This is a genomic window from Xanthomonas sp. fls2-241-TYG-148 (assembly GCF_030208815.1).
Lineage (GTDB): Bacteria > Pseudomonadota > Gammaproteobacteria > Xanthomonadales > Xanthomonadaceae > Xanthomonas > Xanthomonas campestris.
This window is the reverse complement of the sequence record NZ_JARVTE010000012.1, coordinates 74,342-92,599: the sequence shown is the minus strand read 5'-3', so window position 1 is coordinate 92,599 and position 18,258 is coordinate 74,342. Positions and strand designations below refer to the sequence as shown.

Here is an 18,258-nt window from a genome sequence, read left to right as displayed (position 1 = left end):
TCACGTGCCTGTCTGGCTCGCCGCCAAGCTGCAACGCTGCACCCGATTCCCGATTCCCGATTCCCGATTCCCCAATCCCCAATCCCCAATCCCCAATCCAACGCCATCTCCTACACTGCGCACGCCGGTCCGGGGCGCGGTGCGCCGGAGGCTGCTGGAGTCTACCAATGCATTACCGTCGTCTCGGATCCACCGGGCTGCAATTGTCGGCCTTGTCGTTCGGTGCCTGGGTCACCTTCGGCAAGCAGATCGGCCGCAGCGAGGCGCGCAACCTGATCGCCGCAGCGTGGGACAACGGGGTCAATTTCTTCGACAACGCCGAGGTCTATGCACGCGGGCGCGCCGAGGAGGTCATGGGCGATGTGATCGGCGACCTGCGGCTGCCGCGCGATGGCTACTGCGTGTCCAGCAAGGTGTTCTTCGGTGCGGTGGACGACCCGCGGCCCACCCAGCGCGGGTTGTCGCGCAAGCACGTTACCGACGCCTGCCATGCCGCGCTGCGCCGGCTGCGGGTGGACTACCTGGACCTGTACTTCTGCCACCGGCCCGACCCGGACACCCCGATCCAGGAAACCGTACGCGCCATGGACGCGCTGATCCGCCAGGGCAAGGTGCTGTACTGGGGCACCTCCGAGTGGGGCGCCGAGCAGCTGCGCACTGCGCTGGAGATCGCCGCGCGCGAACACCTGCATGCGCCGGCGATGGAGCAGCCGCAGTACAACCTGCTGCACCGCAGCCGCCTGGAGCAGGAATACGCGCCGCTGTGCGAGGCCGGCCTGGGCACCACGATCTGGTCGCCGTTGGCCTCTGGCCTGCTGACCGGCAAGTACAACGCCGGCGTGGATGCCGACAGCCGCTTGGGCCAGCCCGGCAACGCCTGGCTGCAGAACGAAGTGCTGGGCACGCCGGAAAGCCGGCGGCTCGAGCGCGCGCGTGCATTCAGCGCTGTGGCGGCCGAGCTGGGGCAGTCGCCGGCGCGGCTTGCGATCGCCTGGTGCCTGCGCAACCCGCATGTGTCCACGGTGATCCTCGGCGCCAGCCGGGTCGCGCAGCTGGAAGAAAACCTGGCCGCATTGCAGACCCTGGAGCAGGTGGATGCCGCCGGCTGGGCGCAGGTGGACGCAGCCACGCGGTGAAGCGGCACGGCTGAGACGTCGCAGCGCTTGGTGGCGGTGTTGGGGTCCTGGCCAAGCGGGTGGTTTGTTTCCGGAACGGCCTGGCCGCTGGCGTCGAGCGCATCGTGCCGCCCAGGCCGGTTTGGACACACGCACGGCCTGCGCGCGTACCCAATTCCGCCCGCAGATCCAGCGCTGAGCGGCGGTGTCGGTCAGCTGGTGCGAGCGCTGCGCGCGCCATTAATGGCAAGCAGTCCATCGTTGCCGTAGTGAGCGACCATGACCGCAGGACACCAGGTCCGGCGATAGGGTCTTGCCTGAGCCACTGCCAGCCACGCAGCGGCTCGTTGCCGCAAGCCTGATGCGGCATACGAGATGCGCTTCGCTGCGCACATGCACGCCAGATGCCGAGTTTCGATTGACAATTCCAATCGAAAAGCATGACCCAATGCAAAGATCCAGCCATTCAAATGAGAATGGCTCTTGATCAATAAATGAGAATGGTTATTATTTGTCTGGCCAACCGACTGGAGATCCAGATCATGACCGCTCACCCCGTGCTGCTCCGCTCCGAACCGGTCAACCTGCGCGACCGCGCTGCGCCGCGTGCCGTTCCCGCCGAAGACCTCATCAGCAGCGAGGCGCTGCTCAAGGGCCGTCGCGAAGTGCTGATCCAGCATGGCGACCGCATCTATCGCCTGCGCCATACCAGCAACGACAAGCTGATCCTGACCAAGTAAGTCCCGGCGAAGGCCGCGCCTGCGCGCGCCGTCCGCTGCCTGCCACGGGCGTTGCCATCGCCGTCCGTGCGTTCTCTCTCCACCCTCGGCTAACGGTCGCGGCGATTGCCGTCTGCGTGGCCGAGGGTTCTTCCAAAGGTTACCGATGATCCGCCTGCATCCGCTGGTGGTTGCGCTGTCACTGGCGCTGCCCGTTGTTCCCCTGTGCGCCATTGCTGCCGAAGCCGATGCCGGCGCTGCCGCGGCGCGCGACGTGCATGACTTCGATCGTTTGCAGGTCACCGCCACGCGCACCCAGCGCGCCTTGGTGGAGGTGCCGGGCACCGTGGATGTGATCGACCGCGAGCAGCTGGACAACCAGTTGGTGCGCGAGCTCAAGGATCTGTTCCGTTACACGCCCGGCGTGTCGGTCACCAGCACCAGCGGGCGCTTCACCGGTGCCAGCGGCGTGCGCATCCGCGGTCTGGATGGCAACCGCGTGGCGATCCTGGTCGACAACGTGCCGGTGTCGGACACCTTCAATTTCGGCAGCTATCTCAATGCCAACCGCAATTTCGTGGACCTGGAAACGCTCAAGCGGGTCGAGGTGGTGCGTGGCCCGGCCAGTTCGCTGTATGGCTCCGATGCACTGGGCGGTGTGGTGGCCTTCGTGACCAAGGATCCGTCGGATTACCTCAGCGCCGACAAGCACAGCTATGTGGGATTGAAGTTCGGCTACGAAGGCGACTGGAACGGCCTGTTCGCCGGCGCCACCGGCGCGTTCGGTGGCGAGCGCTGGAGCGGCATGGTCGCGGTGAGCCATCGCCAGGGCCAGGAAGCGCAGAACCAGGGCGATAACCGCGCCCGCAACTACACCCGCACCGCACCCAATCCGCAGCAGGTCGATGGCCGCAGCGTGCTGGGCAAGCTGGTGTATGCGCCCAACGCGCAGCAGCGCTTCAAGCTCACCGTGGAGGGCAATGAAGACTATGGCCGCATCGAGGCGTTGAGCGGTATCGATGCGCGCAGCCCCAGCGCATCGCAACGCATTCTGTCGCAGGACGGCCGCGACCATCAGACCCGCGCGCGGGTGTCGCTGCGCCACGAACTGGATGCGCTGGATACCGCGCTTGCCGACGACCTGTTCTGGCAGCTCTACCGCCAGGACAGCGCAAGCCTGCAGCGCACCGACGAGTTGCGCGGCAACACCACGCGCCGGCACAACGAACATCACTTCGACCAACGCGTTTACGGCCTGTTGGTCAATGCGCACAAGGCGATCGACACCGGCACGCTGCGGCACGACATCACCTACGGGCTGGAAGGCTCCTGGACCGACACCCGCGAGAAGCGCGACGGATATTCGCTCAACCTGGCCAACGGTGCGGTGAGCAAGCTGGTGGGGCAGGACCTGTTCCCGGTGCGCGATTTCCCGATGAGCGAGACCACCAAGCTGGGCGTGTACGCGCAGGACGAAATGCGGCTACTGGACGGGCGGTTGTCGCTGATTCCCGGCGTGCGCGTGGATTATTTCCGGCTGTCGCCGCGCGTGGATGACATCTTCCGCCAGGACAATCCGGGCGTGGCCGCCGAAACCATCGACGAGCAGCAGGTGTCGCCCAAGTTCGGTGCGGTGTGGCGGTTTTCGGATGCGTGGTCGGCCTATGCCAACTATGCGCACGGATTCCGCGCGCCGCCGTACAACGACGTCAATATCGGCTTCACCAATCTGCAGGCGCGCTACACCGCCATCGCCAATCCGGACCTGAAATCGGAAACCAGCCGCGGTGGCGAGCTCGGCCTGCGCTTCAATGACACCGTCGGCTACCTTGGGGTCAGCGTGTATTACACCGATTACCGCGACTTCATCGAATCCTATGCACCGGCCGGCGTCAACGCCGAAGGCTTGCTGCTGTTCCAGTCGCGCAACGTGGACGATGTGGTGATCAAGGGTGCCGAGGCGCGTGCCGGTGTCGACCTGGGCGCGCTGGCCGGCTGGCAGGGCTGGTCGGTCAATAGCGCGGTGGCGTATTCGCAAGGCGACAACCTTACCGACGACACGCCGCTCAATTCGGTCGACCCATTGCGCGGCACGCTGGGCGTGGCGTTCGACAGCGAGCGCTGGGGTGCGGAAGTGATCGGCACGTTCGTGGCGCGCAAGCGCCGCCCGCAACTGGCCAGCTATTACACGCCCGGCGGCTATGCCACGCTGGACCTGATGGGCCACTGGGAATTCGCACCGGGTGCCAAGGTCACCGCCGGTATCTTCAATCTCGCCGATCGGCGCTATGTCGACTGGAACGCGTTGCCCAACGGCACGCTGGACAGCAGCACGGTGCTCGATCGCTTCACCGGCGCCGGGCGTACCGCCTCGGTCAGCCTCGCCGTGAGCTGGTAGCGGCCATGCCGATCGCCCACCCAATGCCGCTCGCGCATGCGCGCACTGCCCATCGTGCCTTGCCGCAACCACGGCAGCTGATGGCCCTGGGCACGGTGCTGTGCGTCTATCGCCCTTCGCTCGGCGATGAACGCGATGGTTGGCAGCATGCGGTGTCGGCGGCAGCGTTCCGTCAGGTCGACAGCGATGGCCTGCGCGAAAGCATCTGGTTCTTCGATGCCGGCGGCAGCAGCTGCTGGCGCCTGTGCCTGCTGCCCGATAGCGATTTTCTGGCCTGGGATCGCCTGGTCTCGCGGTTGCCGGCGTTGCCGATCGACGGCCAGGGGTTGGGCGTGGGCGAGCGCCTGTGGCGGCGCCTGGCTGGACGGATGCGTGGCGACAGCTGGCGGCTGAGCGCGCTGCGGCTGCATGCCGGTAGTAGCCGTGATCACCCGCTCGGCGCAACGTTGGCCAGTGTCTCTGCGCTCGGCGCGGAAGTGGCCGCACGCCTGGCGCGCGAAGAAGGCATCGACGGCCGCGTGGCGGTGGATGATTGCTGCTGCGCACGTGCCGCCGCCCTGCGCCATGCTGCCAGCGCCAATGCGCCGGGCAACGGCGATCCGCAGGCCATGACGGCCTCCTTGTTGCGGCTGCGCCGCTAACGTTCACCCTTTACAGACGAGCCTTCCGATGATCCGAGCGTTTCCCCGTTATCTTGCCGCGGCCTTGGCGCTGTTGCCGCTGGTGGCTGCCGCCGATGCCCAGCGTGACCGTGCCAGCATCCTGGCGATGCAGGGCGAGTACGCCGTGGACTTTGCCTTCGACGAAACCGTGCTGCTCAAGCCGGGCTACGAACGCGCCTCGGCGATGCGCAGTGGTGCCAACGAAGTGGTCATCGTGGTGGAGGATTCGCCGCGCAAGGTGGTGCTGCAGCATCTGCTGGTGGACGAGAAAACCAAGCATGTGACCAAGCACTGGCGGCAGGACTGGACCTATGAAGCACCGCAACGTTTCGAGTTCAGTGCCGAACAGACCTGGCAGGTGCGCGCGCTGCCTGCGGCCGTGACACAGGGAGCGTGGACGCAATGCGTGTTCGAAGTCAGCGATGCCCCGCGCTACTGCGGCACCGGTCGTTGGGACTATGCCGAGGGACATCCCACCTGGACCAGCGACCTGAGCTGGCGCCCGTTGCCGCGCCGCGAATACACCAAACGCAGCGACTACAACGCGTTGTCGGTCATCAACCGGCACACGCTCACGCCCAACGGCTGGACCCACGAACAGTTCAACACCAAGGTGCTGCGCAAGCCCGACGGCAGCCAGGAAGCCATCGCCCGCGAGTTCGGTTTCAACGACTACCGCAAGGCCACCGAGGCGGACTTCGCACTGGCCTATGCGTACTGGAAGGGCACGCAGGGCTACTGGGCGAAGGTGCGTGCGCGCTGGGCGAAGTTCCTCGACACGCCGCCGGGTCTGCACCTGAAAACCAAGCCGGACGGCATGGCGATGATCATGCCGATGTTCGAACAAGCCGAGACGGTGCAGGGCGGCAAGCGCGTCACCGATGCGCAGATCGATGCGGTGTTCACACAGTGGGTGGAACAGGCGAACTAGTGGTGCATCCCCAATCGGCATGCAGCTGTCGTAGGAGCGCGCTTGCGCGCGAGGGGCATTCCCGAGAACGGCCCTCGCGCGCAAGCGCGCTCCTACGTGCAAGGCAGGTTATTCCTTGAACATCAAAAACGCCGTCACCAGGATCAGCCCGAACGTGGCCCAGTAATTCCACTGCATCGATGTGGTTCTCACACAGTGGGGTGGAACCAGCGAACTAGGCGTGCATCAGCCAGCCAGGCGTGCAGCTGTCGTAGGAGCGCGCTTGCGCGCGAGGGGCATTCCCGGGAACGGTCCTCGCGCGCAAGCGCCCTCCTACACGCAAGACGGCTTTATTCCTTGAACATCAAGAACGCTGCGACCAGGATCAGCCCGAACGCGGCCCAGTGGTTCCACTTCAACGACTGGCCCAGGTAGAACGTCGAGAACCCGGCGAACACCAGCAGGGTGATCACTTCCTGCATGCCCTTGAGCTGCGGCGCGGAATACACTGCGCTGCCCAGGCGGTTACCCGGCACCTGCAGGCAGTATTCGAAGAAGGCGATGCCCCAGCTGACCAGGATCGCGATCATCAGCGGCGTGCTCTTGTACTTCAGATGCCCGTACCACGCGAAGGTCATGAAGACGTTGCTGGCGAGCAGCAGCAGGATCGGATACAGGTAGGCGGTGAAGGGCGCGGTAGGCATGACGGCAGGCGGCGGCAGGACGGGGCCGGCAGCATAAGCCAGCCTCGTTAAGCGCACGCGACCATGCCGGCCTGGGCCACAGCAGTGTTCAGCGTTGCATGCCCCAGCGGCGTACGGTCAGTCGTTCGATCGCCTGAAACACAACGCCCTCCACCAGCAGCCCCAACGCGATCACCATGGCCAGGCCGGCGAACACGCGGTCGGTGTACAGCTCGTTGCGGTTCTGGAAGATGTACCAGCCCAGCCCGCCTTGCCCGGACGTGGCACCGAACACCAGCTCGGCGGCGATCAGGGTGCGCCAGGCAAATGCCCAGCCGATCTTCAGCCCGGACAGGATCGCCGGCAGGGCGGCAGGAATCAGCAACTGCACCACGTAGCGCGGGCCGCGCAGGCCGTAGTTGCGGCCAGCCATGCGCAGGGTGTCCGGCACCGCCTGGAACCCGGCGTAGGTGGTCAGCGCCAGCGGCCACAGCACCGAATGCACCAGCACGAACACCAGGCTGCCGGTGCCTAGGCCAAACCACAGCAGCGCCAGCGGCAATAAGGCGATCGCCGGCAGCGGATTGAACATGGCCGTCAGCGTGCCCAGCAGATCGCGACCCCAGCGCGTGGAGGCGGCCAATGCGGTCAGCACGAAGGCCAGCACCACGCCCACCACGTAGCCTTGTGCCAGCACCCGCAACGAGGTGCCGACCCGGCGCAGCAATTCGCCCGAGAGTACGCCGGTGTAGAACGCCTGCGCGGTCTGCCACGGGCTTGGCAGCATCAGATCGTCGGCCACCACGCGCGCGGCCACGTACCAGGCGGCCACCAGCACCGCCAGCACCAGCGCCTTACGCAACCAGCCAGGCGCCTGCCAGCCCGCCTGTGCATGCACCTGCAGCAGCGCCGGATCCAGCGGCTGCAGCGCAATTTCGTATTCCGGCCGCACCGGCGGGGTGGCCGGCAACGCCGTGCTGCGCGTGCTCATGGCAAGGCCTCGCGTTGACGCACGGCCGGCCTGCGCAGCGGCGACACCTTGGCATCGTCCAGGGCGGCATCGGGAAGATCGAACAACAGCCGGTGAATGCGCTGCGCGGTCTGCTGGAACGCGACGCTGCCGGCGCTCTGCGGGCCGAACGCATGCGCGTTGAGTTCGGCCCGCACCTGGCCGGGATGCGGCGACAACAGCAGCACGCGGTTGCCCACCACCAATGCTTCCTCGATGGAATGGGTGACGAACAGCAGCGTGAAGCGCAGTTGTTCCCACAACTCCAGCACCTGCTCCTGCATGCGTGCACGGGTGAGCGCATCCAGTGCGGCGAACGGTTCGTCCATCAGCAGCACGCGCGGGCGCATCGCCAGCGCACGTGCAATGGCCACACGTTGCTTCATGCCGCCGGACAAGGTGTGCGGGTAGGCATCGGCAAAACCGGTCAGTCCCACCTGCGCCAGGCTCTCGTCGGCGCGCTCACGTGCTTCAGCGCGCGACAGCGTGCGGGTGGCGCGCAGGCCGAACACCACGTTCTCGCGCACGGTCTTCCAGGGAGCCAGTTGGTCGAACTCCTGGAACACCACCACCCGGTCCGGCCCCGGTCCGGTGACCGCTGCGCCATCCAGCCGAATCTGGCCTTCGCGCGGCGTCACGAAGCCGGCCACCGCCTTGAGCAAGGTGGACTTGCCGCAGCCCGACGGACCAAGCAGCACGAAGCGATCCGCCGCGTGCACGTCGAAACGCACCCGATGCGTGGCACGGACCACGCGCTGCGCGGAGGCGTATTCCAGGCTGACGTTATCGACCTGCAGCAGTGGCGCGGCGGTGGTCATCACTCAGCTCCCGCCCGCGATCAACGGGTCGTCGAAGAAGTAGTCGCCCACCTTGGCGGGCGCCTGCTTGATCGCACCGCTGCGCTGCATGAAGGTGCCCAGTTTCAGCGTGTTTTGCGGCACCACGGTGAATTGCACCTTGGGGTCCTTGAGGATCTGCAGCACCAGCGCGCGGTCGATGCCCGAGCCGTTGCGGCGCAGGAAGATGTCGGCGGCCTGTTCCGGATGCGCGGTGGCGAATTTCGCCGCCTGATCCAGCGCGGCCACAAAAGCGCGATAGGTCTTGGGGTTGTCGCGGCGGAACTTTTCGGTGGCGTACAGCACCGTGGCCGACGATGGGCCGCCTTCGATGTCGTAGGAGCTGGTCACGATATGCGCGGCCGGGTTGCGCGCCAGTTCCTGTTCCTGAAACGGCGGGCTGGCGAAGTGCGCGGTGATCTCGGTACGCCCACGAATAATGGCCGCCGCCGCATCCGGATGCGGCAACGCCACCTGCAGCGGATCGAGCTGATGGGTGCCCTTGTCGCCCCAGCGCTGTTGCGAGGCATGCTGCAGGAAGCGCGACTGCACCGACACGCCGGTGGCCGGCACCGCGATGCGGTCCTGTGGCGTGAAGTCGCCGATGCTCTTGATGCGCGGATTGTTGCTGACCAGGTAGTACGGAAAGTTGCCCAGCGACGCCACGCCGCGTACGTTCTGGCGGCCACGGGTGCGGTCCCAGATGGTGAACAGCGGGCCGACGCCGGCACCGGCGATGTCGATCGACCCGGTGAGCAAGGCATCGTTCACGGCGGCGCCGCCAGATAGCTGCAGGAACTGCACATCGATGTCCACGCCGGCGGCTTTGCCCTGCTGCTCGATAAGGTTCTGGTCCTGCGCCACGTCCAGCAGCAGATACACGATGCCGAACTGCTTGGCGATGCGCAGCTTTCCTTCGGCCTGCGCGTGCGCGCTGTGCAGCAGCGGCAACGCGGCCAGCAGCAGCCAGGCCAGGCGGGGCGTCTTGCGGCGATGGGGGATGGCGTCACCAACAACGGTCAAGCGCATGCGACGCTCCAGTGGTGGAAGGGGAGGGAAACGGCGTGCGTGCAGGTCAGAACGGCACGTCGCCTTCGATGGTCGTGCGATTGAGCCGGCGACGCAGATGGTCTGGCGTGCCGGCAGCCAGATGCATCACCGAGCGGTTGTCCCAGAACACCATGTCGTGCGGCTGCCAGCGGTGGCGATACACCAGCGCGTCGCGCGTGCTGTGGTCAAACAGCGCCTGCAGCAACGCGTGGCTTTCGTCGTCCGGCAAGCCGACGATGCGGGTGGTGAAGTGTTCGCTGACAAACAGCGCCTTGCGGCCGGTTTCCGGGTGCGTGCGCACGATCGGATGCTGCACCGGTGTGACTTCGGCAATCTGCTGCGCCGTCAACGCCGGGCGCCACGGATTGCGCGCACGCAGTTCCTCGTACTTGGCGAGATAACTGTGCTCGGCCTGCCGGCCTTCCACCGCGCGTTTGAGCGCGTCGGGCAGGGTCTGCCAGGCCAGATGCTGATTGGCGAACAAGGTGTCGCCACCCTCGGCGGGAAGCTCCTGCGCGTGCAGCAACGAGCCCAGGCTAGGCGTTTCCTTATAGGACAGATCCGAGTGCCAGTAATGCCCGGCATCACCAAGCCCGATGGGCTGGCCGTTCTCCTTGATGTTGGACACCACCAGCACTTCCGGATGCCCGCGCAGCTGGAAATTGCGCAGCACATGGATCTGCAACGGGCCAAACCGCCGGCTGAATTCGACCTGCTGCGCCGGGGTGATGCGTTGATCGCGGAACACCAGCACGTGGTGGTCCAGGTGCGCGCGGTGAATGCGCGCGAACGTGTCTGCATCCAGCGGCTGCGACAACGCCAGGCCGATGACCTCCGCACCCAGGGGCGCATCGAAGGGCACGATCTGCACGCCGGACGCGTGGCCGCGCGGGTTGGGCGCGCGCGCTGCGGATGTGGCACTGGCCATGACGAACACCTCGGAGGCAATGAAGGGCCGCCGGCATGCCGGCGACCAGACACCTCACTCTAGGCAGTCGTTGCCAGGCTGCGAACCAACCATTGGCAACTTCGTCATGCACTGCGGATATATGCAGCACCGGCGGACGCGCGCGCGGTGCGGCCGTGTCCGCCGGGGTGTTACTGCGTACGTAAGGCCAACGCCGGTGGCGTGGACAAAATGCGCCGCGTCCCGGACCAACCGGCGAGCAGGCTCAGCGCCAGGCCGAACGCGCCGCCAACCAGCAGGCGTGGCCAATCCGGAGTCAGCGCGATCTCGAACGCCTGCTGCCCGACTACTGCACCGATCACCGCTGCGGCCGTGACTGCCAGCAGCGCCGCCAGCAGGCCCAGTGCACCGAATTCCACCAGCACCGCACCCCGCAACTGGCCGCGCCGTGCGCCCAGCGTCCGCAGCACGGCGCTGTCGTAACGGCGTTCGCCTGCGGTGGCCTGCAAGGCCGCCAGCAGCACCAGCACGCCGGCCAGCAGGCTGAAGCCCATCACCAATTGCACCGCCTGCGCCACCTGATCAATCACCTCGCGCACCCGGCCCAGGATGGCGTCGATATCCAGCACCGAGATATTCGGGTAATCGCGGCTGAGCGTGGCCAGCCTGGGCGCGTTGCCCGGCGGCAGGTGGAAGCTGGAAATCAGGTTGTACGGTGCATCGCCCACGGCGCCCTGGTTGAGCAGCAGGAAGAAGTTGACCCGGAACGAATCCCAATCGGCCTTGCGGATGCTGGTCACGGTGAAGCTGCGCTGTTGTTCGCCCAGCAACAAGGTGATGCGGTCGCCCAGCTTGAGTTGGTAGCGCTGCGCCCAGCCTTCTTCCACCGAGGCTTCCGGCGCCGTGCTGTCGGCACTCCAGAATTTCCCCTGCAATAGCGTGTTAGCCGGCGGAAAAGCGTGCCGCCAGGAGAAGTTCACCGGGCGGTTGTCGCCGTCGCCATCGTCCTGCGGATCGCGATCGCCGCGCAGCGGTGGCTTGTCGTTGATCGCCACCAGCCGCCCGGTCGAAAACGGCTCCACCGCTGCACCTTCCACGCCGAGGCTGCGCAAGGTTTGCAGCACCGGTTCGGTCTGCTCGGGCTGGATGTTCATCAGGAAGTAGTTGGGCGTGTCCACCGGCAGGCGGTCGCGCCATTGCCCGAGCAGGCCGGGGCCGACCACGGCCAGCAGCAACAGCGCGCACAACGACAGCGAAAGCCCCACCAACTGCACCACGCTCAGCCCACGGCGCCGGGTCAGCGAGGCCAGGCCCAGCTTCCAGGCGCCGCGCAGGCGGTGCTGGATCGGCCGTAGCGCCGCCAGCAGGCCCAGGCCGAGCAGCATCGCCACCACGGCCAGTGCCGCCAATCCGCCCAACACCCAGCCGGCCAGCACCAGGTTGCCGGTGGCATAGACGGTCAGCGCCAGGGTCGCCGCCAACGCAGCGGCGTAGACCAGCAAGGAGCTCGGCGGCACCGCGGCAAAGCTGCGGTTGAGCACGCGCATCGGCGGCACATTGCGAAGCCGCAACAGGGGCGGCAGCCCGAAGCCCAGCAGCAGCACCAGGCCAATGCCTGCGCCCGCCAGGGCCGGGGTGGCCTGCGGCAGTGGCAGCCGGTTCGGGATCAGGCTGCCCAGCGCCTGCACTAGGCCTTCCTGCGCCAGCATGCCCAGGCCGATGCCCACCAGGCAAGCGGGGATGGCGGTCAACAGCAACTGCAGCGACAGCATCGCCAGGATGTCGCGCTGGCGCGCACCCAGGCAGCGCAGCACGGCCACGGTGTCGATGCGGCGCATCGCAAACCGGTTTGCCGCCAGCGCAGTTGCCACGCCAGACAACAACACCGCCAGCAACGCCGACAGGGCCAGGAAACGGCCCGCCCGGTCGAACGCGGCACGCATGCCGCGCTGGGTGTCTTCGATGCCGACCAGCCGGTATTCGCTGGCGCGCGGCTTGAGCCAGGCGCGCAGGTCGGCAATGGCTTGCGGCGTACCGGCGAACATCAACCGGTAGGAGGCGCGGCTGCCCGGGCCGAGCAGTCCGGCGCGATCGATATCCGCGCGGTTGACCAGCAACGGCGGCGACAGCTGCATCAGCTCGCCGGAGGCGTCGGGTTCGGCGCGCAACACGCCGGTGATGGTGAGATGGCCGGCGCCAAATTCCAGCTGTTCGCCAACGCGCAGACCCAGCGCATCGAGCAGGCGCGGATCGGCATAGGCCTGGCCCGGCGGCGGTGCCGAAGATGCCTGCGCTTGCGTGCCTGCCGCGTCCTTGGATGCCAGCAGCTCGCCGCGCAGGGGATACCCGGCGCCGACGCCGCGAATGTTGGCCATCTGGCTGGATTCGCCATGGAACAACACGCTGGGGAAGCTGACCAGGCGGGTGGTCTGCAGCCCGCGCCGCTGCGCTTCGTCGGCGAAGGAGGCGGGAATCTCCTGGCGCCCGGTGACGCCCAGGTCGCCGCCCAGCACCTCGGCCGCGCTGGATGTCAGCGCCAGGGTGACGCGGTCCACCAGCGTGCCCACGGCAGTCATCACCGCCACGCCCAGCACCAGCGCGGCAAAGACGGTCAGCAGGTCGCCGGCCAGGAACTCGCGGCGCACCGCACGTGCGGCCTGTTTGAGGACGTTCATGCCGCCGCGCCGGGCTGCTGCGCGTGCAGGCGCCCGCCATCGATGCGGTAGATATGGCGGCAGCGCTGCGCCAGGGTCATGTCGTGGGTGACCAGCACCAGCGTGGTCTCGCTGGTGGCATTGAGCGCGAACAGCAGATCGCTGATCTGCGCGCCGGTGGCCTGGTCCAGGCTGCCGGTGGGTTCATCGGCAAACAGAATGCGCGGCTTGGCCACGAACGCGCGCGCCAGCGCCACGCGTTGCTGCTCGCCGCCGGAGAGCTGGCGTGGGTAATGCCGCGCACGCGCGCTCAGGCCGACCGCCTGCAGCACCTCGCGCACCCGCGCCGGGTCCTCGCGCCCGGCCAGTTCCAATGGCAGCGCGATGTTTTCTTCGGCCGTCAGCGCTGGCAACAGGTGGAAGCTCTGGAACACGAAGCCCACCTCGCGGGCGCGCAGGGCCGCGCGCGCCTCCTCGTCGAGCTGGCCCAGGTCCTGCCCGGCCAACGCGATGCTGCCGCGGCTGGGCAGGTCCAGCCCGGCGAGCAGGCCGAGCAGGGTGGTCTTGCCTGACCCCGAGGCGCCGACGATGGCGATACTGTCGCCTTCACTGACCGTCAAGCTGATGTTGTCGAGGATGTGGAGTGTTCCCTCCGGTCCGCTGACGGACTTGCCGACCTCGCGGACGTCGATGGCGGTGCGGGTGCTGGAGTGGGGGGCCAGACTGTCGATGAGGAATCTCCGAATGCGTGAAAGAACACTGCGGTACAGCGTGATGAGCCTGTGGCTGCTGACACTCTCCCTGCTTGCGCCGGGGATTGCCTCTGCCAAAAGTCCGGCCACTGCCGCGCCGATCCTGGTGGTGGGTGACAGCCTGAGCGCCGCGCACAACATCCCGGTGCAGTCCGGCTGGGTCACCCTGCTGGACCAGCGCCTGAAGCGTGACATGGCGACGCCACCGCCGGTCGTCAATGCCAGCATCAGCGGCGAAACCACCTCCGGCGCCTTGACCCGGCTGCCTGGGCTGCTGCAAAAGCACCGCCCCGGCGTGGTCGTCATCGAGCTGGGTGGCAACGATGCCTTGCGTGGCCTCACGCCGGCCCAGCTCAAGGGCAACCTGGAGAAGATGATCCAGCTCAGCCGTCAGGCGGGCGCGAAGGTCTTGCTGCTGGGCATCGATGTGCCCCCCAACTATGGCCCGGCCTATCGTGAGCGGCTGAAGGCGACCTATGCCGACCTGTCCAAGCAATACCAGACCGCGCTGGTGCCGTTCTTTCTTGAGAAGGTCGCCCTGCAGCCGGGCCTGATGCAGGCCGACGGTCTGCATCCCACCGCCGCCGCACAGCCCAAGGTGCTGGAAACGGTCTGGCCAGCACTGCAGCCGCTGCTCAAACCCTGAGCAAGCGGCCTCGAGTGACCCGAATCCGACGCGAAGTCTTCACGCCATTTCCACCGCCAATCCGGCATGTTTCACAAAGCTGAAGACCGAGGAAAGTCCATGCGTCAGACCAAGGAAACGTCCGGCCTCGTGCTGGTCGTCGAAGACAATCGCAATATCTCAGAAATGATCGGCGAGTACCTGGAAGGCCGCGGCTTCGAGGTCGACTATGCCGTGGACGGACTGGACGGCTACCGTCTGGCCGCCGAAAACAGCTATGACGTGGTGGTGCTGGACCTCATGCTGCCGCGCCTGGACGGTATCGAAGTCTGCCGCCGCCTGCGGAATGACGCACGCAAGTCGACCCCGGTGCTGATGCTGACCGCACGCGACACGTTGGACGACAAGCTCACCGGTCTGGGCTTCGGCGCCGATGACTACCTGACCAAGCCGTTCGCGATCCAGGAACTGGAAGCACGCCTGCGTGCCCTGATCCGTCGCGAGCGCCGCCAGGTGGGTTCGGAAGTGCTCAAGGTCGCCGACCTGGTGCTGGACCCGGTCAGCATGCGCGCCACCCGCGCCGGCACCGAACTGCAGCTGTCGCCGATCGGTCTGCGCCTGCTGACCATCCTGATGCGCGAATCGCCGCGCGTGGTGACGCGTCAGGAAATCGAACGCGAGATCTGGGGCAACGGCCTGCCGGACTCGGACACCTTGCGCAGCCATCTGTACAACCTGCGCAAGATCATCGACAAGCCGTTCGACCGCCCGCTGCTGCACACCGTGCAGAGCGCTGGCTATCGCATTGCCGACATCGCACAGCCGATGGCCTGATGTCGCTGGCCGGCTGCCGCCTGGCAGCCGGCTGTTCCTCAAGGCGCCCACGCGCCGCTCGTCACCGCGTGCTGCCGGTTGGTTGCACGACGGGCTCACGGAAGTGTTGCCTATACTTCGGCGATCTTCCTGGATGCCGCAATGCCGCACGGGCTCCCGCGAAAAATCCGCATCGCATTTTTGTTGCAGGTCGTCCTGGCGAGCCTGGCGATCATGCTGGGCGGCTATCTGATCTCGCTGGTCATCAAATACAGCCTGGTGCGTACCGTGCTGGCCGATGAGGCCGTGCATTTCTGGCGCATGTACCGCAGCGCGCCCGATCATCGCCCGCCCGATACACGCAACATCCGCGGCTATTTCGATCCTGCCGGCCCTGCAAGTGATGATGTGCCTCAGTCGCTGCGTCTGCTGTCGCCCGGCTTTCGTGAAGTTGCCGCCGCCGATGCGCTGGTGTACGTCGACCAGCGCCCGGAAGGACGGCTGTACCTGGTGTTTCCGCGCTCGCGTGCGGCGCATCTGACGCTGTGGTTCGGCGTGGTGCCGGCGATCCTGGTGCTGCTGGCGATCTATGGCGTGTCGTGGTTTACCTACCGTCTTTCCAAGCAGTTAGTGTCGCCGGTGACTTGGCTGGCGCGCCGCGTGGCGCAGTGGGATCCACGCCAACCCGATGTGGACGAGCTCTCGCCCGAGCGGTTGCCAGTGGAAATGCAGGGCGAGACCCGGCAGCTCGCCGCTGCCTTGCACGAGCTGGGCCGCCGGGTCAGTGACCACGTCGCGCGCGAACGCAACTTTACCCGCGATGCCAGCCATGAATTGCGCACGCCGCTGACGGTGATCCGGGTCGCCAGCGACATGGCCTTAGCCGATGAAGAACTGGCGCCGCGCACGCAGCGCAGCCTGCGCCGCATCCAGCGCGCCGGACGCGACATGGAAGCGGTGATCGATGCCTTCCTGATCCTGGCGCGCGAAGCCGAGATCGACCCGCAGAGCGAGAGTTTCGATGCGGCCGAGCTGGCCAGCGAAGAAGTGGACAATGCGCGCGAACTGCTGGGCGACAAGCAGGTCTCGCTGCACATGGTGGGCGACCGCAGCCTGCAAATGTTTGCGCCGCCACGCGTGATGCGGGTGGTGCTCAGCAACCTGCTGCGCAATGCCTGTGCCTATACCGATACCGGCAGCATCGAGGTGGAAGTCACCCAGGACCGCATCGTGGTGCGCGATACCGGCATCGGCATGAGCGAGGAGGCGCGTGCGCGTGCATTCGAGCCGTTCTTCCGCGCCGACCCGACCCGGCCGCAAGGCACCGGACTGGGGCTATCGATCGTGCGCCGGCTTTGTGATCGCTTCGGCTGGCGCATCGAGCTGCATAGCGAGGCGGGTGTCGGTACTTCTGTTGCGGTTGTTGTTGCGTAGTGAGCTGCGTCTGTTGCTGGGTCGCCAGAAGCCGCGACAAATTTTCGCCGATCGCTACAGCGCTAGTTGCCGAGCTGTTGCTACAGAAAAAAGTAACACGCCCAGGGCAACCACTCGCGCTATGCCAGTGCTGCGCCTGAGGCAAACATGCAGGTCCGCATTGAACGGATGAGTAACTCGAAAGTGCGAAGCACGAAGTAAATGCAGCGCGTTGAGCAAGCAGCGGTTGCCGCACGTGGCTCAGGCATACCTGGCACGCAATGCATGCCCTCAACGCCAAATTGCGGACCTGAACAGCGAGTCGTTCCAGCAACGCCCCTCGCAAGGGGCGCTGCCTGAAGACCAGCGTTACTTGCGCTCCAGCACCGGCGCCACCGCTTTGCGCCAGAGTGCATACCCTTCCGGCTTCATGTGCAGCATGTCCTCGCGGAACAGCTCCGGGCGCGGCTTGCCGGTGGCGTCCAGCATCGGCGTATAGATGTCGATGTAGTCGGTCCGCGGCACGTTGGCCAATGCCTGCTTGATCAGCTGGTTGGCGCGCACGATCGCCGGTAGTAGCTGCGCACGCGACGGGCTGGGTTTGATCGACAGGTAGCTAATGCGTGCCTCGGGAAGTGCGGCGCGGATGCGTGTGACGAAAGCCACCACATCGTCGCGCACCTGCTCCGGGCTGCGCCCGCTGTTGAGGTCGTTGTCGCCGGCATACAACACCACCTGGCGCGGCGCGTAGGGAATCACGATGCGGTCGGCGTACCAGGTGCTGTCGCGCACTTCCGATCCGCCAAAGCCACGGTTGATCACCGGTTTGCCGGGGAAATCCTGCGCCAGCGTTTCCCAGAAACGGATCGACGAACTGCCGACGAACACGATGCCGTGTTGGGGCGGCGGTTGCAGCGCATCGCTGGCCGCGAAGCGCTGCATGTCCTGTTCCCATGCTGCATTGGAGACCTGTGCCGGTACCTGTGGCGTGGCAGGCGGCGTGGCGGCCTGCAGGGGGCTGGACGCAATGGCGAGTGCGCACAACAGCGTGCGCAAGGGCAGTTGTTTCATCGGGCAGACCTGTCAACGTGGAGCGGACTGCGCATGGTGCGGCAGCGCGGCTGCAGCGGCAAATCCGGGCGCGACTGGCGGCCGGAACCGTCGCGGTGGCAAGATTCCCACTTTCCGCTGCTACGGCCTCCCCATGTCCCTGATCCAATCCTTGTCCTGCACCAGCGTTCGGATGCGCTGACGGATGGCCGATGAACTGGGGCACGTGCCGCGCGGCCCGCGCCGGATGCTCAAGGCGGCGGTCTGGTCGTGGCAGGGTCTGCGTGCGGCGTGGCTGCATGAATCCTCGTTCCGCCTGGAAGTCTGCCTGGCCGCGCTGCTGACACCGCTGGCGCTGTGGCTGGGGAATTCGGGGCTGGAACGCATCGCGCTGATTGCGCCATTGCTGATCGTGCTGGCTGCGGAGTTGTTGAACTCGGCCATCGAGGCAGTGATCGAGCGGTATGGCCCGGAACACCACGTGCTGGCCGGGCGCGCCAAGGACATGGGCTCGGCCGCCGTGTTCGTGCTGCTGATCAACGTGTTGCTGTGCTGGGGCCTGGTCCTGCTGCCGCGGCTGTTCTGAGTGCGGCAGCGCGGCGGTGGCTGTGAAACGGCTGGCCGCATGCATGCCGGGATGTGCATGCCGGCTTGACTGGCAC

At 66.5% G+C, this 18,258-nt stretch carries 18 protein-coding genes; 9 read left to right on the top strand and 9 right to left on the bottom strand.

What is annotated here, in order from left to right:
* Window positions 1–167 precede the first annotated feature (167 nt).
* On the top strand, window positions 168–1,136 hold the full coding sequence (locus tag QRM60_RS13185; protein WP_285446356.1) for an aldo/keto reductase: 969 nt from the start codon (window positions 168–170) through the stop codon (window positions 1,134–1,136).
* Window positions 1,137–1,327: 191 nt separating this feature from the next.
* Here the strand turns inward: QRM60_RS13185 and QRM60_RS13180 are convergent, their stop codons facing one another.
* On the bottom strand, window positions 1,328–1,669 hold the full coding sequence (locus tag QRM60_RS13180; RefSeq protein ID WP_285446409.1) for a hypothetical protein: 342 nt from the start codon (window positions 1,667–1,669) through the stop codon (window positions 1,328–1,330).
* Between QRM60_RS13180 and QRM60_RS13175 the strand changes: the two genes are divergently transcribed.
* From QRM60_RS13175 to QRM60_RS13160, 4 genes are all read left to right on the top strand, one after another.
* A complete protein-coding gene (locus tag QRM60_RS13175) occupies window positions 1,616–1,855 on the top strand; it encodes a hemin uptake protein HemP (protein WP_172666304.1) in 240 nt (79 codons plus the stop codon). The two genes, QRM60_RS13180 and QRM60_RS13175, sit on opposite strands and share 54 nt — an antisense overlap.
* A 145-nt stretch (window positions 1,856–2,000) precedes the next feature.
* The gene (locus QRM60_RS13170; RefSeq protein WP_285446355.1) at window positions 2,001–4,232 is read left to right on the top strand and encodes a TonB-dependent hemoglobin/transferrin/lactoferrin family receptor; all 2,232 of its coding nucleotides are present in this window, start codon (window positions 2,001–2,003) and stop codon (window positions 4,230–4,232) included.
* A 5-nt stretch (window positions 4,233–4,237) separates the two neighbouring features.
* On the top strand, window positions 4,238–4,873 hold the full coding sequence (locus tag QRM60_RS13165; protein ID WP_285446354.1) for a Hemin transport protein: 636 nt from the start codon (window positions 4,238–4,240) through the stop codon (window positions 4,871–4,873).
* Window positions 4,874–4,901: 28 nt separating this feature from the next.
* Window positions 4,902–5,825 carry a DUF6607 family protein gene (locus tag QRM60_RS13160; protein ID WP_285446353.1) on the top strand — a complete coding sequence of 308 codons (924 nt, stop codon included), beginning with the start codon at window positions 4,902–4,904 and terminating at the stop codon, window positions 5,823–5,825.
* 329 nt (window positions 5,826–6,154) lie between these two features.
* On the opposite strand, the gene QRM60_RS13155 is transcribed toward QRM60_RS13160, so the two are convergent.
* From QRM60_RS13155 to QRM60_RS13125, 7 genes are all read right to left on the bottom strand, one after another.
* Complete coding sequence (locus QRM60_RS13155) at window positions 6,155–6,508, bottom strand: DMT family protein (RefSeq protein WP_011036007.1); 354 nt, start codon at window positions 6,506–6,508, stop codon at window positions 6,155–6,157.
* An 88-nt stretch (window positions 6,509–6,596) separates the two neighbouring features.
* Window positions 6,597–7,478 (bottom strand): ABC transporter permease, encoded by an 882-nt coding sequence (locus tag QRM60_RS13150; RefSeq protein ID WP_115555431.1) that lies wholly within the window; start codon window positions 7,476–7,478, stop codon window positions 6,597–6,599.
* The gene (locus QRM60_RS13145; protein ID WP_115555432.1) at window positions 7,475–8,314 is read right to left on the bottom strand and encodes an ABC transporter ATP-binding protein; all 840 of its coding nucleotides are present in this window, start codon (window positions 8,312–8,314) and stop codon (window positions 7,475–7,477) included. Before QRM60_RS13145 ends, QRM60_RS13150 begins: the two co-directional genes overlap by 4 nt.
* 3 nt (window positions 8,315–8,317) lie before the next feature.
* On the bottom strand, window positions 8,318–9,361 hold the full coding sequence (locus QRM60_RS13140) for an ABC transporter substrate-binding protein (RefSeq protein WP_115555433.1): 1,044 nt from the start codon (window positions 9,359–9,361) through the stop codon (window positions 8,318–8,320).
* 46 nt (window positions 9,362–9,407) lie between these two features.
* Window positions 9,408–10,310, bottom strand: a complete 903-nt coding sequence (locus tag QRM60_RS13135; protein ID WP_285446352.1) for a TauD/TfdA family dioxygenase — start codon at window positions 10,308–10,310, stop codon at window positions 9,408–9,410.
* 170 nt (window positions 10,311–10,480) lie between these two features.
* On the bottom strand, window positions 10,481–12,964 hold the full coding sequence (locus tag QRM60_RS13130) for an FtsX-like permease family protein (RefSeq protein WP_285446351.1): 2,484 nt from the start codon (window positions 12,962–12,964) through the stop codon (window positions 10,481–10,483).
* Complete coding sequence (locus QRM60_RS13125; protein ID WP_256267867.1) at window positions 12,961–13,569, bottom strand: ATP-binding cassette domain-containing protein; 609 nt, start codon at window positions 13,567–13,569, stop codon at window positions 12,961–12,963. The genes QRM60_RS13130 and QRM60_RS13125 overlap by 4 nt, the downstream gene beginning before the upstream one ends.
* Before the next feature lie 103 nt (window positions 13,570–13,672).
* Between QRM60_RS13125 and QRM60_RS13120 the strand changes: the two genes are divergently transcribed.
* The 3 genes from QRM60_RS13120 to QRM60_RS13110 all read left to right on the top strand — a co-directional run bounded on the left by QRM60_RS13120 (window position 13,673) and on the right by QRM60_RS13110 (window position 16,567).
* Window positions 13,673–14,341 carry an arylesterase gene (locus QRM60_RS13120; protein ID WP_012439182.1) on the top strand — a complete coding sequence of 223 codons (669 nt, stop codon included), beginning with the start codon at window positions 13,673–13,675 and terminating at the stop codon, window positions 14,339–14,341.
* Between the two features lie 99 nt (window positions 14,342–14,440).
* A complete protein-coding gene (locus QRM60_RS13115; protein WP_014506728.1) occupies window positions 14,441–15,154 on the top strand; it encodes a response regulator transcription factor in 714 nt (237 codons plus the stop codon).
* A 141-nt stretch (window positions 15,155–15,295) separates the two neighbouring features.
* Complete coding sequence (locus tag QRM60_RS13110; protein WP_115529900.1) at window positions 15,296–16,567, top strand: HAMP domain-containing sensor histidine kinase; 1,272 nt, start codon at window positions 15,296–15,298, stop codon at window positions 16,565–16,567.
* A gap of 348 nt (window positions 16,568–16,915) precedes the next feature.
* On the opposite strand, the gene QRM60_RS13105 is transcribed toward QRM60_RS13110, so the two are convergent.
* Complete coding sequence (locus QRM60_RS13105; RefSeq protein WP_115555438.1) at window positions 16,916–17,617, bottom strand: SGNH/GDSL hydrolase family protein; 702 nt, start codon at window positions 17,615–17,617, stop codon at window positions 16,916–16,918.
* A gap of 184 nt (window positions 17,618–17,801) precedes the next feature.
* Here QRM60_RS13105 and QRM60_RS13100 point away from each other — a divergent pair, with 184 nt between their 5' ends.
* Window positions 17,802–18,182 carry a diacylglycerol kinase gene (locus QRM60_RS13100; RefSeq protein ID WP_115555439.1) on the top strand — a complete coding sequence of 127 codons (381 nt, stop codon included), beginning with the start codon at window positions 17,802–17,804 and terminating at the stop codon, window positions 18,180–18,182.
* Window positions 18,183–18,258: the final 76 nt, after the last annotated feature.

Excerpts from the sequence above, each read along its gene's own strand:
- QRM60_RS13185 (WP_285446356.1), top strand. The coding sequence starts at position 168 with ATGCATTACCGTCGTCTCGGATCCACCGGGCTGCAATTGTCGGCCTTG.
- QRM60_RS13175 (WP_172666304.1), top strand. The coding sequence starts at position 1,616 with ATGGTTATTATTTGTCTGGCCAACCGACTGGAGATCCAGATCATGACC.
- QRM60_RS13170 (WP_285446355.1), top strand. The coding sequence starts at position 2,001 with ATGATCCGCCTGCATCCGCTGGTGGTTGCGCTGTCACTGGCGCTGCCC.
- QRM60_RS13165 (WP_285446354.1), top strand. The coding sequence starts at position 4,238 with ATGCCGATCGCCCACCCAATGCCGCTCGCGCATGCGCGCACTGCCCAT.
- QRM60_RS13160 (WP_285446353.1), top strand. The coding sequence starts at position 4,902 with ATGATCCGAGCGTTTCCCCGTTATCTTGCCGCGGCCTTGGCGCTGTTG.
- QRM60_RS13155 (WP_011036007.1), bottom strand. The coding sequence starts at position 6,508 with ATGCCTACCGCGCCCTTCACCGCCTACCTGTATCCGATCCTGCTGCTG.
- QRM60_RS13150 (WP_115555431.1), bottom strand. The coding sequence starts at position 7,478 with ATGAGCACGCGCAGCACGGCGTTGCCGGCCACCCCGCCGGTGCGGCCG.
- QRM60_RS13145 (WP_115555432.1), bottom strand. The coding sequence starts at position 8,314 with ATGACCACCGCCGCGCCACTGCTGCAGGTCGATAACGTCAGCCTGGAA.
- QRM60_RS13140 (WP_115555433.1), bottom strand. The coding sequence starts at position 9,361 with ATGCGCTTGACCGTTGTTGGTGACGCCATCCCCCATCGCCGCAAGACG.
- QRM60_RS13135 (WP_285446352.1), bottom strand. The coding sequence starts at position 10,310 with ATGGCCAGTGCCACATCCGCAGCGCGCGCGCCCAACCCGCGCGGCCAC.
- QRM60_RS13130 (WP_285446351.1), bottom strand. The coding sequence starts at position 12,964 with ATGAACGTCCTCAAACAGGCCGCACGTGCGGTGCGCCGCGAGTTCCTG.
- QRM60_RS13120 (WP_012439182.1), top strand. The coding sequence starts at position 13,673 with ATGAGGAATCTCCGAATGCGTGAAAGAACACTGCGGTACAGCGTGATG.
- QRM60_RS13115 (WP_014506728.1), top strand. The coding sequence starts at position 14,441 with ATGCGTCAGACCAAGGAAACGTCCGGCCTCGTGCTGGTCGTCGAAGAC.
- QRM60_RS13110 (WP_115529900.1), top strand. The coding sequence starts at position 15,296 with ATGCCGCACGGGCTCCCGCGAAAAATCCGCATCGCATTTTTGTTGCAG.
- QRM60_RS13105 (WP_115555438.1), bottom strand. The coding sequence starts at position 17,617 with ATGAAACAACTGCCCTTGCGCACGCTGTTGTGCGCACTCGCCATTGCG.
- QRM60_RS13100 (WP_115555439.1), top strand. The coding sequence starts at position 17,802 with ATGGCCGATGAACTGGGGCACGTGCCGCGCGGCCCGCGCCGGATGCTC.